Below are 13680 nucleotides of genomic sequence, written 5' to 3' on the forward strand. Positions count from 1 at the left end.
GAAAGTGGATTGACAATGGAGTTATGGACGATATTTAGAATGAATAGTAGACCAGGCCATGCTCGATAAGATATGAACGACTAATCCGAGGGGGGAGTATGGTCGCTGATGGGGAGAGAATGTGCAGGTTCGCATGGGTAGTCAGATCGGATAAGGCAGATAGAGCTAGCCCTGTTTTATCAGGCCCCCAGTGATCAGCATGGTGCTGAATATATTGCTCAGCCTCGGTTAAGGAAAGACCCTTGAGCGAGGTAAACACGGAAGCCCAGCGGACAAGGTCAAAGGCACCTTTAATTTCAGGCAGCTCATATTCCGCCAGACCTTGAGCGCCGTTACACGACATAGTAAGCAAGCCACAGCAATGGTGTTGATAAGGTTTTGAGTCAGGAAATTGACGATAGTCGTATTGAATCATTTCCATGGAACCAATGCGTAATTGGGTCGCTTGGGACGTTGTGGGCTGGGCAAGCGTCATGCTCATGCTAGAACGGCCTCCTTCTCGGATTCACTGTAAATAGGGATGGAAGAATCATACGTCACAGCGGATGTAATGTAAATCACGAATACAAGTGTAAAATGAGGATATGTAGCGGAAAACGAGCTTTAATGCCAATGGAAACGGATACTTGCATCCATTTCTTTTATTATCTTGGGGAACGTCTTTATATCACAAAAAAACAACCCCAGATCTCCCCAGGGTCGTCTCTACTAAAAATATAGTTCAGCATTTCGTAAAATGCTTGTTTTGCTGGTCACACGGGTGTGACGTCCTGAATCGCTTCTTCTTCTTTCCAAATCACGTTCTCGCGATAGTTTGATCCCCAATCGTACATTGCTCTCAGTACCGGAATCAGGCTTTCGCCATGCTCTGTCAGGGAATATTCCACATGAGGAGGCACGACAGGATAGACTTTACGCAGAATGAGTTTATCTTCCTCTAGCTCACGCAATTGGTTAGTCAGCATTTTTTGCGTAATGTGGGGGATTAGCTTCTTCAATTCACCAAACCGCTTGGTGCCTTCCATACCGAGATGCCACAAAATAATCAGCTTCCATTTTCCACCGATGACCGCGAGAGTCAATTCCTTATCACAATTAATCAGCTTCAAATCAATCCGGTCTTTTACAGTAGTGATATTCATCGACCTCCTGTCCGTAGTTATTCCAAGTATACTATTTATAGCTACTATACGCAAAAGGATATACATCCATTTTGGAAACTATACATATGCTTGGACACTTATAGACCGGACAGGGATACCTAATGATGTGTACAAGCGGGAAGAGTCCAGAAATCTGCGGCGTTAAGAAGGAATTACGATAGTATTAAAGGACTCCGGCTCCAGCTCCAAGCGGTGTGTTGTTTCACCGAGAGACAGATTCAGCACACGCGATTCCTTGAACGGATTGGCGATGATTACCACCCTTTGCCCGTCTGTATTTTGAAAAGCAACTGCATTTCCAGTCCATGAGCCACGAAGTCCGATGCGTCGGGCACCCGGTAATACAAAATGAGAGAAATGCTTCATGACATAATACTCTGGATTCAGGACAGGTTTTCGATCCGCTGGATCAACCGTAATCATCGAATTTTGCTCCCAGCCCCATGTGCTCTTGCCTCTCGGCTCCAAAACCATATTCCAGTAAATATAAGCATTCACGCCATTGGTGAAGTAGTGCTGGTACAGATTATATACATATTTGGCGTAGTCCCATGAGTTTTCTCCGTTACCGCATTCATTTTCTGTTTGCATGTAACGAAGCTCAGGATAGCTGGCAACGGTGCGCTGAATGGCATTTTTGCCTGCCCACTGGTAGCCTACGCCTTTAATATATTTGTAGGCCTCGGGGTCACTCAACACGGTATGGGCATACTCATCGAATCCGGTCGAAGTCTTTTTCATTAATTCCTCCCACGGATCGGGTGCGTTAATGGTGCCCAGCCAAATTTCCGTATCCAGTCCGTGTTCCTCAAAAGCAGGGCCCAAATAATCACGAATAAATTCACGCAGTTGCTCTCCGGTCCATACACAGGAAGGGAACTTCTGATCGGCAATGACTTCATTTTGAACATGAATCTGATGAATTGTAATACCTGCATCTCGATAAGCCTGAACAAATTTGACAAAGTACAATGCATACGCTTTCAAAATATCCTTTTCCCAGCGCAAAGTGCCATAATTGTAGGCTTTCGGTGATTTCATCCATGTTGGCGGGCTCCAGGGTGAAGCGAACAACTTCAAGTCTGGATTGAGTTGTAACGCTTCCCGAATAAAAGTAATGAGATATTGCTGATCACGCTCAATGGAAAAATGCTTCATTTCCACATCGCCGTCTGTTTCATTGTGGCTGTACCACTCCAACGCGTAGTCACTCGCTCCAATAGGGAGTCGGCATATTGCAAATTTGTGCTCGCCCTCTGGATGAAAGAGAGAATGAAGCACCCGATCTCGTTCGTCCTTTTCCAAATGGTTCAGGGCCACATAACCCAATTCATTAAAACAGCCACCAAAGCCTTCGACAAGCTGATGAGTTTCTCCCGTAAGGGCTAGGTTGGCACTCTCTTGGGTATCGGTCAAATGATGAGCTTGGGAATGCCAAGCTTTAGCTTTGGAAGTGGAAAACCACTGAATGGTTTGATTACTCATGCGTTACCCTCCTGTTCAAGCTTTTTGTATCTCTTCTTATTATAGGGTAGGATCATAGGAGATGAGATGGCCTGAGCCACGACAAATTTGCCCTAATCCAAGGTTGAATTTGCGAATGAGAACTTCTGCTGATAAGAAGTGTCAAGAACACATAAAGTACACATGTCTTTGATATGCTGGTGCCCTAGAATGACCGAAAGAGGGAAGTCGATTGAAGAAAAGAGTTCTTCTCGTGGAGGATGAAATACGTATTCGTGAAGTGATTGCTGATTATTTTAAACAGAATAATTGGGAAGTCTATGAAGCAGGCAATGGAAAAGATGCACTTATCTGGCTTGATTCTGTGCAGCCGGACCTGATTATACTCGACATTATGATGCCGGAACTGGATGGTTGGGAGGTGTGCCGCCAGGTGCGTAGCCGTTCAGGTGTGCCGATCATTTTGTTGACAGCCAAATCCGGTGATGATGATAAAATATTAGGCTTTGAACTGGGAGCCGATGATTACGTTACCAAACCTTTCAGCCCCAAGGTGCTGGTCGCCCGCGCCAACGCGCTGATGAAACGGGTGGAGGGACATGTACAGCCAGAGTCGCATATTTTGCGGTTCGGTAGTGCCATTCTCAACACGATGGCTCATCGGCTTGAGGTGGATCAGGCGGAAGTCGAGCTGACGCCCAAGGAGTATGAGCTGCTGCGGCTGCTTATACATAATAAAGGCATAGTCATTTCACGGGATGCGATACTGAACCGGGTGTGGGGCATCGACTTTGAAGGAGATACACGAGTTGTCGATACGCATATCAAAAAGCTGAGAAGTAAGCTGGGCCGTGAATCACGCCATATCCGCACGGTTTTTGGTACAGGCTATAGGTTTGAGGAGGAAGAATGAACAAACGGGGAGTTACCTTTAAGTTGTTCATTATGACGGTTGTGTTTTTCCTGTGTTTTTACGGTATGGTGATTTTAAGTCAATTGCTGTTTTTTGAAAATTTTTATCAGCAACAGAAGATTGGTCGTGTAGAAAGCCGTTTGAAAAGCTTCGGTCAAAGTTATGTCCAGGAGGCTTGGGGATCGGGTAGGGTTTCGCGAGAGGCAGCTCGCTTTATGCTTCAGAATAAGAACCAGTTGGCGATTGTAACGCTGGACGGAAAAGTAAAGCTGGATGATGCGTTTCATATCAATCTAAGAACAGCAGATGGTAAAATCGTTAAAATATCGCTGTCTCTGTTTATGAGTGAGTACGGAGATGAACTGAGAGCTGCCCGGATTCAGCCCGGTGATACGGTAACGGTTGAAGGTGAGGGATTGGGAACGGAAGGCATCTCTACCGCTAATTTAATTTATCCAACCGGCATACAGAAGCTTGGTTTCAAAAATATAGGACCGACTTCGGAAGAGGCAAGCACAGATGGCAGTGTAAGGTTTTCCGGTACGGTGACAGAGATTGTACTGCCGGATCTGAAAACATGGAGTCAGCGACAAGGTTTACTGTTTAGTGCGCTGGAGGAATGGTTCCCTTTGTCACAGGCGCATCTGGAGAAACTTAAGAATTTCGAAGTGTTGGAGGAAGATTGGACGGAACCTTGGACAGGGGTACGTAATGCAGTCATAGTCCATCCTGTTCGTCAGGACACGGGCGAGATCGACCTCCTGTTTACAGTGACATCGTTGCAGGAAATTAGTGAGACGAATGAAGCTCTGCGCTGGTTTTATCTGTACCTAGGGATCGGGGGATTTGCACTCATTTTGATTTTGTCCCTATTCTATTCCCGGATGGTGACCCGTCCGCTCATTGCTTTGAATAATACCGCCAAGCGAATGGCTAAGCTCGATTTTACAGCCCATACACCAATCCGGCAGAATGATGAACTGGGCAGCCTGTCCTACAGCATGTATACCCTGTCCCAGAACCTGGACACAGCTTTGCGCGAGCTTCAGGAGGCCAATCAGCAATTGGTGGAGGACATGGAACAGAAGCAGAGGATGGAGGCTGTGCAACAAGACTTTTTTGCCAACGCTTCTCATGAGCTAAAAACCCCGCTGAGTATCATTAAAGGCTTCGCAGAGGGACTACAAGATGGAGTTAGCGCCGGGAAGCAGGATCATTATATGAAAGTCATTATAGAGGAAGCGGACAAAATGGAGCGATTGGTCAAAGATATGCTGGACCTCGCCAAATTGGAATCTGGAACCCTCAAGCTCCGCAAGACGACCTTTATATTGAGTGAGCTGGTGGAGGAAGTCGTGGACAAGCTATTTCATCTGTTGAAGGAGAAAAAGCTGGAAGTGGTCATTATCCCCGCCAATGAGATGCCGATTCATGCCGATGTAGGATGGCTGGAACAGGTGATTATCAACTTTTTTGTCAACGCCATACGGCATGCTGAGGAAGGAAGCTCGATCACGATTCGTATCGAAGGATCTGGAGAAATCAGTATTTTTTCCATTGAAAATAAAGGTGAGACCATTCCTGACGATCAACTGGAGCAGATATGGGATCGGTTTTACCGGGCCGAGCTGTCCCGAAGCCGCCAGACAGGTGGGACAGGACTGGGGCTGTCTATCGTCAAACGAATTTTAGATTTGCACGAATTCCGCTATAAGGTGGAGAATACCAAGGACGGCGTCCGTTTTGTTGTTATATTCGGAGGCTAAGCTACGGCAAAGGAGTTAAGAATATGAAATGGAATTGGTTGCCCTCACTGTGCACGATTGCAAACCTGGGGGCAGGGGTCTTATCCCTGTATTTCACGATTCATGAGCAATACATGACCGCTTTTATTCTCGTGGTGGTGGCTGCTTTATGGGATGTATTAGACGGTTTGCTGGCAAGGCTGCTGCATTGCTCCAGTGATTTTGGCAAACAGCTCGATTCGCTGGCGGATGTTGTCTCATTTGGGGTTGCCCCTGCTTTCTTGATCTTGTTATACAAGCTGGGAGATACCCATTGGATAGGACCGCTTGTGGCTGTTTTGTTTGTCATATGCGGTGCGGTAAGATTGGCAAGATTCAACCTAATGGCTTTTAGCAAAGGCTTTGTAGGTATGCCGATTACGGCGGCGGGTGTGATTTTGTCCTTTATGTTTTTATGGAGTGAGCATTTGAAGCCGGGGTTGTTGCTTGCATTAATGGTAGTGCTGTCGTTCCTGATGGTTAGCCGTATTCCCTTTCCGTCCTTCAAAAAATAATCGGTCAGGAGGTGGCTCCCCTATGGAATGGGTCATCAGCATGATTACACAATACGGATATATCGCTATTTTTGCTCTTCTTGCTCTTGGGATTATCGGCTTACCGGTTCCAGATGAAATTATTATGGTGTTTGTCGGCTATTTATCTTCTATTATGGTACTGAATTATTCGGTGTCTATATTAGTCAGCTTCATCGGTGCAATGACAGGGATGATGATCAGCTACACGCTAGGCAAAAAGCTGGGTCAGCCCTTGGTGGATAAGCATGGCAAGTGGGTTGGATTGACACCGAAGCGATTTGCAAGAGTTAAGGGGTGGTTTGCGCGTTTTGGGTTATGGACCATTTTGTTTGGTTATTTTATCCCAGGAGTCAGACATGCGACAAGCTATTTGTCGGGCATTAGTGCGATGCCTGTCCGAAAATATATGCTGGTGGCAAGCGCAGGTTCTCTGATATGGACGCTTATTTTTATCTCCATTGGTTATATTGCAGGGGCGAATATAAACTTTCATTAAGGTGACCTCAAAAGTAATGTAGCATTTTTCACGTATACCACCGATAATATAAATAAAGATACTGTACAACCAGTGAGGGGATCTGTATTGAATGCATTAATGAAGTATATTGAGAAGTTACCTAGTTTTCTGCAAATGATCTTGAATATCTCGCTGTTTCTGGTCGGGCTGATTTTAAGCTTCTTACTTCTAAAAGAAACATGGTCCATTTTTTCTTATGTTTTTTTGTACACAGAGGCCGACAAAAATTACTATGAATTCACGGAAGAGTTGCTTGTGTTTTTCTTGTATTTTGAATTCATAGCATTAATAGTTAAGTACTTTAAAACCAATTTTCATTTTCCATTACGTTATTTTATCTATATTGGGATCACGGCTGTCATCAGGCTCATTATTGTAGATCATGATGATGCTAAAAATACATTCTGGTGGTCTATTGCTATCTTAGTCATGGTAGGTTCTCTATTGATCGCTAACAGTAAATTGATAAAAAGAGAAAATTGATGCTCAGGAAGATTGCAAAGTTGACAGTCAAGTGGGAAAGAGGGAATAAAGACGAATGGTAAGAAACTGGATGAATCATGCGGGCGTCAGGCGGGTAGCCGTCCTTGCGATAATCGTTTTGCTGTTGTTTATGTTAAGAAGCATGATGAATATTATGTTGTTAACACTGCTGCTTACGATCTTGATTGGTAGTATATATAACGGAGTGAATAAGTTGGTCAAGCGGTTCGTCAATGTGCCGTCAATGATCGTGCTGCTACTGGTGTATGGGTTGCTAATTCTGATTATGGTGTGGGGCGTTTACAGAATGGTGCCGCTAATCGTTGTACAGGTCAAGCAGGTGTATCTCATGATTCAGCAAGCGTATATGTATCCTGATCGTAATCAATGGAACGAAACGATTATCGAATTTATGGACACGCTGAATGTTCAGCGGCTATTTGAGCCTGGCCTGAGTGCAGTGATGAAGGTCAGTCAATTGGGAACACAGCTTCTGGTGTCGATTATTTTGAGCTTGTTCTTTCTGATGGAAAAATCATATATTACACGTTTTACAGCTACGTTTGTAGATAGCAAGCTGGGCTGGTTTTTCAAGGAAGTGGGTCATTTTGGCCGTATGTTTCTGGATACGTTCGGGAAGGTATTGGAGGCTCAACTGCTGATTTCACTTATTAACTGTATATTGACCACGATTGCACTCTGGATTATGGGCTTCCCTAATCTGCTCGGTCTTGCGCTCATCATTTTCGTACTGGGATTGGTTCCGGTGGCAGGTGTGTTTATCTCACTGGCACCGCTCGGCCTGATCGCTTTCAGTGTCGGCGGCATTCAATATGTGATTTATCTAGTTATTCTGATCGTGGTGATTCATGCGATTGAGGCCTATTTCTTAAATCCGAAGCTGATGTCATCCAAAACGAATTTACCGATCTTCTTTACCTTTGTCGTACTTATTTTCTCTGAGCATCTGATTGGAATTTGGGGCTTGATTGTAGGTATTCCGTTGTTTGTTTTCTTCCTTGATCTGATTGGGATAAAACGCAAGCAAGAGAAGGATACTTGATTCAGCACTACAGATTCCACCCTTGTATAGTGACTATTGATTCATCACGAATGCCTGCGAAGCCGCAGGCATTTTTTTATTGCCCTTTTGTTCATAGGAAAAAATCGCTGACGTTCATCATCATGCAGGAGGTGTCCAACGGTACACTTCGCTTTCTTGGGGATAATGAATACCGTCAGGGTAACTAATCAGCTCGATAATCATTCCCCAGGGTGATTTTCCATATACAAACTGGTTACGTGCTCCTGCTTCAATTCCGGTTAGCGCATGTGGACGCGACAAGAGTGTTCCTCCGGCTTGTTTTCCTTCTTGTGGAGGCTGCTGCTTGTTGAGGGCATCGTAGCAGATGTCGGCCCCGAAAGCGTCCTGTAAAAAGGTCGTCGCCTGTTCCACGTCAGGTACCGTGATTCCAATATGGTCGATTCCGCGTGTGGGATGTTGTTTTGGAGTCATGTGTACATCTCCTCCTTCTCGTATCTATTGTTTTACCCATTATCTAATGAATTTTCACTTACTTTTTAATTCTCTTGTTAGCTATAGTACACTGAATATGCAAGATTAGATCAAGTTAAAAGAAATGAGATGATCGGATGGAACAGAAAATTAAGGTATTGGCTATATCGGGTAGCCTTCGTCAAAAGTCCTCCAATACAGCGCTTATGAAGGCTACTATTGAGCTGGCTTCTGAAAATATGATATTCACAGTTTATGATGGATTGGGGGATCTTCCGCATTTTAACCCTGACTTGGATGTAGATGAGGGGTCAGCTTCCGTAAGAGAGCTGCGGGAACAATTGAAACAAGTGGATGGAGTGCTGATCTGTACACCGGAATATGGGAATGGGGTGCCGGGTGCTTTGAAAAATGCCTTGGATTGGCTCGTATCTTCAGGTGAATTTGTAAATAAACCTACAGCGGTCATTAGCGCGTCACCGTCTCCTATGGGCGGCCATCTGGCGCATGCCTCGCTGCTGCTCACATTGCAAATGATCAATGCAGAGATTGTGGAGAATGGAAAGGTCATTATTCCGCATATCACATTGAAGTTAAATCAGGAGGGTGAAATTACAAACGCTGAAACTAGGCAGGAGCTGGAAGCATTACTTCAAGGGCTTGAGCAGGCTTGCACAAGCACAGGAACTCTTTAGACTTTTGAAGTTTAATAAAGGAAAAGCAGCGGCAGTCTAAGATTTCATTTTCACCTTCGAAGCTGCCGCTTCCTCTTTTAATTGATTTTAAAGTTTGAATTTTAGACAGTGTCCAATAAGCTCTCGTATACCTTTAATCGGGCATATACCGTTTCGAGTATGGGGTAAACAGTATTACTTGTTGAAGCCAATGCAAGCAGTGAACCATGTAAATGACTGGCTTCAATCGGAAGCTTTTTAAGCATATCGCGTTGCATGGATGACATCATCTCTGGTCGTAAGGATTCCATCGTTTTCAGTGTATGAGCTTCCATCTCTGAATCAATCGGCATCCCCGCGTTGCGAGCAAGTATGACAATCTCATGCAGCAGCTTTTCGTAAATAGCACGTGACTCTGCCGTGGCAAGTATAGTTCCAACCGAGGCATCCATCAGTGTTGTAATTGCACTCAAGCTGGCAACGAATATATATTTCTGCCAAACTTCACGCTGGATATCGTGGCTTCGTGCCACTGTGAAGCCTGCATGATCAAGATGATTCAGCAGCAATTGTGTACGCTCTGAGTGCATTCCGTTCCATTCACCGAAGACGATACGGTGGAACGGACTTGTCTGAACAACAGAACCATCATGATCCAGCGTAGTTTCAATATAACAAAGTCCGCCCAGCACTTTTTCAGAACCGAATTGCTTGCGCAAAAAGTCAAAATGTTCGTAACCATTAAGTAACGGAAGAATCATGGTATGATCACCGACATAAGGCTCAAGATCGAATTGCAATTGGGGAAGATGATACGCTTTGACCGAAATGATAATACAGTCGAACGGATCGGCAGCTTCACCATTTGTAATAGCACGGACTGGTGTCTGAAAATCCCCATGAACACTTTTAACAATCAGACCGTCTTCTGCCAACTGAGATTTTTTTGAAGGGCGTACGAAGAAGGTCACGTCTTCTCCTTTTTGAACAAGAAGTCCCCCAAAATAGCCTCCAATCGCCCCTGCACCTACAATCAGAAATCGCATTATAGGGTCCCTGCCTTTACTTTTGCATTCCCGTATAATCCTTCTACTACGTTCTCATCTGCCTTAAAAACATGCTCCTCGCCTGGAAAAGAACGATTCTTCACGTCTTCGACATATTGCCCGATGCTGTTACGAATCAAAGCACCTATATCCGAATAGGTTTTTACGAACTTCTTCTCCCGGTAAGGAGCTGAGTATTGTAACATGTCATGATACACCAAAACCTGGCCATCACAGTATCTCCCCGCACCGATGCCTATGACCGGAATAGATATCTCTCGGGTGATGCTCTTCGCTACTTCCTCTGTCACCAGCTCCAGCACGATGGCAAAAGCTCCCGCTTGCTTCAGGGCCCGGGCATCATTTAGAAGGCGCTCAGCGGCCTGTGAGTTTTTACCTTGAATGAAGTATCCGCCGATTTGATGCACAGACTGTGGTGTAAGTCCGATATGCCCCAGCAGTGGGACGCCGGATTGAACAATTCTCTTCACGGTGTCGCAAATTTCCATGCCCCCTTCTAGTTTCACGGCATGGGCATGTCCCTCTTGCATGAGCCTGCGCACATTAGTAAGGGCTTCTTCACTACTCCCGTGGTACGTCATAAATGGCATATCCGCGACAATAAAAGTATGTTCCGCACCGCGCACGACAGACCGTGTATGATAGACCATATCATCCATAGTGACGGGCAGCGTGGAGTCATAATTAGATAACACATTACCTACGGAATCACCGACAAGGATGATATCGACCCCGGCTTCCTCAGCCAAACGAGCAGATGGATAGTCATACGCCGTAATCATACTTATAGGTAAGCCTTCTTGTTTCATTTTCTTCAATTGCAAAATATTAAGTGCTTTCGAGGTTGCCATGGTTGCATTCAAATCCTTTCCTACCTTTATTTTAGATCACAAAAAAAACCTTTCAGCACATGGCTGAAAAGGTCCGAAAGGCAAAAAAAGAGTCAATTTGCGACCGTTCTTTTGTCTCGGTCCTTGCGGATCAGAGCAAAATCCAACGAGTTCACCTCCATAGGCTCACACATCTACATATTGAATTACACTAACTAGAGTACCATTCGAATGTATCGATACAGCCTCTCACGGAAGTATACCAAAATATAGGGCTGTTGCATAACATTCTCTACTATATGAACAAAACAAGCCCCTCCAACTTCCTATTCGGAAGTAAAAGGGCTGTCAGCTTGGCAGATACACTAAATGAAATATTGCTAAATCATCAGGACGTGTATGAGGTCACGGACGGTCGATAAATTCATATAGAAAGGATTGACCCTCTCGGTTGAATTCTAATTGTAGCATGGGACTATTGTATGTGGAGAGCGTGATATAATAGGGCACAAATCGTTTCATAGATGATGACTCAAGCAGAGGAGTGAAGGCTGGTGTATGAACAAATTGTAGCGTATGGTCTGAGCCAAAAAGAGGCTGTTAAGGATTATCCATTCGGTGCTGAAACGCTAGTACTGAAAGTTGGAGGCAAGATGTTTGCTCTATTATCTGAAAAGGACGGCATTAGCCACCTATCCTTGAAATGTGATCCGATCATTGCGGTAAATCTGCGTGAACAAAACAAGGCGATTAAGCCAGGCTATCATTTAAATAAAAAGCATTGGAATACGATTGAGGTTGATGCTACCTTCCCACTGGAGGATTTGTACAGCATGATCGACCATTCGTATGAGCTGGTCTTCAAGAGCTTAACCAAAGCGCAACGCGAAGCGATTACGATGAGAATACGGGCAACGGATTTGTAAAGGGCTGGTGAAGCCCTTAGGTTGTATCCAAAAATACTTACTAACATGATTATAGTTTTACTTGACAGAAATCACGAATAGATATATTCTTAATTTAAAGATAATTCATTTGAAAATAATATCAAGGAGTGGAACTTAACATGAGCGAACTGGTGAATATTATTCAAGAGAGAAGATCAGCTTCTAAATTTATTCCTGATGTTACTATAGATGCAAAAGAACTAGAAGAAATATTTCAGCTGGTGAAGTTTGCTCCATCGGCTTTTAATTTACAGCATGCGCGTTATATCGTAGTGCAGGATGCAGATACCAAACAAAGACTGCATGATGAGGCGAGTAAGCAGTATAAAATATTAACGGCTTCGGCGACCATTATAGTGCTGGGGGATACAGAAGCTTATACCAAGGTAGCTGACCTCAACGAAGGCTTCCTGAATTTGGGTGTTCTGAGCAAGCAGGAATATGATAGTACAGTGGAATCGGTGACTCAGTTTTATCGCGAGCGGGGACCTGTCTTCCAGAGAGAAGAAGCGATCCGTAATGCCAGCCTGTCGGCTATGCAATTGATGTTGATTGCCAAGGACAAAGGCTGGGATACTTGCCCGATGATCGGTTTTGATCCGGCGAAGGTGCAGGAAGTACTGAATATTCCAGAGCAATTTGTACCCGTGATGATGATTACCTTGGGCAAAGAGGACGAATCGGGTCAGCGGGCACGGGGATATCGCAAGCCGGTTGGACAATTTGTCAGCTACAATGGGTTTTGAAATTTGTAAATCATTTGTGTAAATAAATCAACATGTTAATGAAGGAGTGATAAAGATGTCATTGAAAACCGCTGGAATTCACCATATCACGTCCTTTGCAGGAGACCCGCAGGGCAACGTTGATTTTTACGCAGGCGTACTTGGTCTGCGATTGATTAAAAAAACGATCAACTTTGATGCTCCAGAAGTATACCATTTGTACTTTGGTAATGAAGAGGGCAGCCCGGGAACGATCATTACCTTTTTTCCAGCTCCGGGTACACGCAAGGGTAAGATTGGAGGTGGACAGGTCGGGATTACGACGTATGTCGTGCCGTCCGGTGCTTTGGAATACTGGGAAAACCGTCTGCACAGCTTGAAGGTATCTTTCACGAAGGCCACTCGTTTTGGCGAGTCATTCATCCAGTTCCGAGACAACGAGGGCTTGCATCTGGAGCTGGTGGAGCGGGAAGATGGCCCGGTGAACACGTGGACAGCAGGCGGCGTGCCTACGGATAAAGCTATCAAGGGCTTTGGCGGGGCCGTACTGTACAGTGCGGATTCCAAGCATACGCAAGAGGTGTTGGAGAACGTCTTGGGGATGACTCCCATCGGAGAAGACGCAAATGCAGGCTACATCCGCTATCAGACGACAGGTGATTTGGGCAACCTGATCGACATTCCGGTCAAAGATGTCCCGTGGGGGAATGGCGGCGCTGGTACGGTTCACCATATTGCCTGGCGCGCGCAGGACGATACGGAGCATCAGGCGTGGAACGAATGGGTTCATCAGCATGGTTTTGGGACCAGTGGTATTGTAGATCGCCAATACTTTAATGCCGTATACTTCCGCGAGCGGGGTGGTATTTTATTCGAGATCGCAACCGATCCACCCGGATTTACCGTGGATGAGGAATTGAATGAGTTGGGGCACAAGCTGATGCTGCCTGAATGGTATGAGCCTCAGCGCACCCAGATTGAGTCTAACCTGGTTCCCATTGAACCTAGAGTATTAAAACAGGATTAATCTGCTCGATCCAAACAATCATATTAGAAGAAAA

At 45.0% G+C, this 13680-nt stretch carries 17 protein-coding genes; 11 read left to right on the forward strand and 6 right to left on the reverse strand.

Annotation, left to right across the window (positions count from 1 at the left end):
• Positions 1-34: 34 nt before the first annotated feature.
• The 3 genes from KAI36_RS03225 to KAI36_RS03235 all read right to left on the reverse strand — a co-directional run bounded on the left by KAI36_RS03225 (position 35) and on the right by KAI36_RS03235 (position 2648).
• Positions 35-481 (reverse strand): hypothetical protein, encoded by a 447-nt coding sequence (locus tag KAI36_RS03225; RefSeq protein WP_220026930.1) that lies wholly within the window; start codon positions 479-481, stop codon positions 35-37.
• A gap of 271 nt (positions 482-752) precedes the next feature.
• Positions 753-1142 (reverse strand): winged helix-turn-helix transcriptional regulator, encoded by a 390-nt coding sequence (locus tag KAI36_RS03230; protein ID WP_023986908.1) that lies wholly within the window; start codon positions 1140-1142, stop codon positions 753-755.
• 162 nt (positions 1143-1304) lie between these two features.
• Positions 1305-2648 (reverse strand): glycoside hydrolase family 30 protein, encoded by a 1344-nt coding sequence (locus tag KAI36_RS03235; RefSeq protein ID WP_220026931.1) that lies wholly within the window; start codon positions 2646-2648, stop codon positions 1305-1307.
• A 211-nt stretch (positions 2649-2859) separates the two neighbouring features.
• Between KAI36_RS03235 and KAI36_RS03240 the strand changes: the two genes are divergently transcribed.
• The 6 genes from KAI36_RS03240 (at position 2860) to KAI36_RS03265 (ending at position 7923) form a co-directional block, all read left to right on the forward strand.
• Entirely contained in the window at positions 2860-3540 is a 681-nt protein-coding gene (locus KAI36_RS03240; RefSeq protein WP_220026932.1) for a response regulator transcription factor, read from the forward strand.
• Positions 3537-5306: a sensor histidine kinase gene (locus KAI36_RS03245; protein ID WP_220026933.1), complete on the forward strand. Its 1770-nt coding sequence runs from the start codon at positions 3537-3539 to the stop codon at positions 5304-5306. The genes KAI36_RS03240 and KAI36_RS03245 overlap by 4 nt, the downstream gene beginning before the upstream one ends.
• Positions 5307-5329: 23 nt before the next feature.
• On the forward strand, positions 5330-5839 hold the full coding sequence (pssA, locus tag KAI36_RS03250; RefSeq protein WP_025677988.1) for a CDP-diacylglycerol--serine O-phosphatidyltransferase: 510 nt from the start codon (positions 5330-5332) through the stop codon (positions 5837-5839).
• A gap of 22 nt (positions 5840-5861) precedes the next feature.
• Positions 5862-6356 (forward strand): DedA family protein, encoded by a 495-nt coding sequence (locus KAI36_RS03255; protein ID WP_013308662.1) that lies wholly within the window; start codon positions 5862-5864, stop codon positions 6354-6356.
• Positions 6357-6443: 87 nt separating this feature from the next.
• On the forward strand, positions 6444-6860 hold the full coding sequence (gene psiE / locus KAI36_RS03260) for a phosphate-starvation-inducible protein PsiE (protein ID WP_025723919.1): 417 nt from the start codon (positions 6444-6446) through the stop codon (positions 6858-6860).
• Between the two features lie 55 nt (positions 6861-6915).
• Positions 6916-7923 (forward strand): AI-2E family transporter, encoded by a 1008-nt coding sequence (locus tag KAI36_RS03265; protein WP_023986914.1) that lies wholly within the window; start codon positions 6916-6918, stop codon positions 7921-7923.
• Between the two features lie 120 nt (positions 7924-8043).
• Here the strand turns inward: KAI36_RS03265 and KAI36_RS03270 are convergent, their stop codons facing one another.
• Positions 8044-8376, reverse strand: coding sequence for a VOC family protein (locus tag KAI36_RS03270; RefSeq protein WP_220026934.1), 333 nt, complete (start codon positions 8374-8376; stop codon positions 8044-8046).
• Positions 8377-8513: 137 nt separating this feature from the next.
• Between KAI36_RS03270 and KAI36_RS03275 the strand changes: the two genes are divergently transcribed.
• Entirely contained in the window at positions 8514-9071 is a 558-nt protein-coding gene (locus tag KAI36_RS03275; protein WP_220026935.1) for an NADPH-dependent FMN reductase, read from the forward strand.
• Between the two features lie 101 nt (positions 9072-9172).
• Here the strand turns inward: KAI36_RS03275 and KAI36_RS03280 are convergent, their stop codons facing one another.
• Positions 9173-10096, reverse strand: coding sequence for a ketopantoate reductase family protein (locus tag KAI36_RS03280; protein WP_220026936.1), 924 nt, complete (start codon positions 10094-10096; stop codon positions 9173-9175).
• Positions 10096-10968: a 3-methyl-2-oxobutanoate hydroxymethyltransferase gene (gene panB / locus KAI36_RS03285; RefSeq protein WP_220026937.1), complete on the reverse strand. Its 873-nt coding sequence runs from the start codon at positions 10966-10968 to the stop codon at positions 10096-10098. The genes KAI36_RS03280 and panB overlap by 1 nt, the downstream gene beginning before the upstream one ends.
• 278 nt (positions 10969-11246) lie before the next feature.
• Here panB and KAI36_RS27085 point away from each other — a divergent pair, with 278 nt between their 5' ends.
• The 4 genes from KAI36_RS27085 to KAI36_RS03300 all read left to right on the forward strand — a co-directional run bounded on the left by KAI36_RS27085 (position 11247) and on the right by KAI36_RS03300 (position 13646).
• Positions 11247-11369 (forward strand): hypothetical protein, encoded by a 123-nt coding sequence (locus tag KAI36_RS27085; RefSeq protein ID WP_258382239.1) that lies wholly within the window; start codon positions 11247-11249, stop codon positions 11367-11369.
• 132 nt (positions 11370-11501) lie between these two features.
• Complete coding sequence (locus KAI36_RS03290; RefSeq protein WP_023986918.1) at positions 11502-11873, forward strand: MmcQ/YjbR family DNA-binding protein; 372 nt, start codon at positions 11502-11504, stop codon at positions 11871-11873.
• A 140-nt stretch (positions 11874-12013) separates the two neighbouring features.
• The gene (locus KAI36_RS03295; protein ID WP_220026938.1) at positions 12014-12640 is read left to right on the forward strand and encodes a nitroreductase family protein; all 627 of its coding nucleotides are present in this window, start codon (positions 12014-12016) and stop codon (positions 12638-12640) included.
• A gap of 55 nt (positions 12641-12695) precedes the next feature.
• Positions 12696-13646 (forward strand): ring-cleaving dioxygenase, encoded by a 951-nt coding sequence (locus tag KAI36_RS03300; RefSeq protein WP_025723925.1) that lies wholly within the window; start codon positions 12696-12698, stop codon positions 13644-13646.
• Positions 13647-13680: the final 34 nt, after the last annotated feature.

This window comes from Paenibacillus sp. S02, assembly GCF_019454065.1.
Lineage (GTDB): Bacteria > Bacillota > Bacilli > Paenibacillales > Paenibacillaceae > Paenibacillus > Paenibacillus polymyxa_B.

What these genes read in the sequence shown, in the direction of transcription:
- KAI36_RS03225 (WP_220026930.1), bottom strand. Translation starts at nt 481, where the DNA reads ATGAGCATGACGCTTGCCCAGCCCACAACGTCCCAAGCGACCCAATTA.
- KAI36_RS03230 (WP_023986908.1), bottom strand. Translation starts at nt 1,142, where the DNA reads ATGAATATCACTACTGTAAAAGACCGGATTGATTTGAAGCTGATTAAT.
- KAI36_RS03235 (WP_220026931.1), bottom strand. Translation starts at nt 2,648, where the DNA reads ATGAGTAATCAAACCATTCAGTGGTTTTCCACTTCCAAAGCTAAAGCT.
- KAI36_RS03245 (WP_220026933.1), top strand. Translation starts at nt 3,537, where the DNA reads ATGAACAAACGGGGAGTTACCTTTAAGTTGTTCATTATGACGGTTGTG.
- pssA (WP_025677988.1), top strand. Translation starts at nt 5,330, where the DNA reads ATGAAATGGAATTGGTTGCCCTCACTGTGCACGATTGCAAACCTGGGG.
- KAI36_RS03255 (WP_013308662.1), top strand. Translation starts at nt 5,862, where the DNA reads ATGGAATGGGTCATCAGCATGATTACACAATACGGATATATCGCTATT.
- KAI36_RS03265 (WP_023986914.1), top strand. Translation starts at nt 6,916, where the DNA reads ATGGTAAGAAACTGGATGAATCATGCGGGCGTCAGGCGGGTAGCCGTC.
- KAI36_RS03270 (WP_220026934.1), bottom strand. Translation starts at nt 8,376, where the DNA reads ATGACTCCAAAACAACATCCCACACGCGGAATCGACCATATTGGAATC.
- KAI36_RS03275 (WP_220026935.1), top strand. Translation starts at nt 8,514, where the DNA reads ATGGAACAGAAAATTAAGGTATTGGCTATATCGGGTAGCCTTCGTCAA.
- KAI36_RS03280 (WP_220026936.1), bottom strand. Translation starts at nt 10,096, where the DNA reads ATGCGATTTCTGATTGTAGGTGCAGGGGCGATTGGAGGCTATTTTGGG.
- panB (WP_220026937.1), bottom strand. Translation starts at nt 10,968, where the DNA reads ATGGCAACCTCGAAAGCACTTAATATTTTGCAATTGAAGAAAATGAAA.
- KAI36_RS27085 (WP_258382239.1), top strand. Translation starts at nt 11,247, where the DNA reads ATGAACAAAACAAGCCCCTCCAACTTCCTATTCGGAAGTAAAAGGGCT.
- KAI36_RS03295 (WP_220026938.1), top strand. Translation starts at nt 12,014, where the DNA reads ATGAGCGAACTGGTGAATATTATTCAAGAGAGAAGATCAGCTTCTAAA.
- KAI36_RS03300 (WP_025723925.1), top strand. Translation starts at nt 12,696, where the DNA reads ATGTCATTGAAAACCGCTGGAATTCACCATATCACGTCCTTTGCAGGA.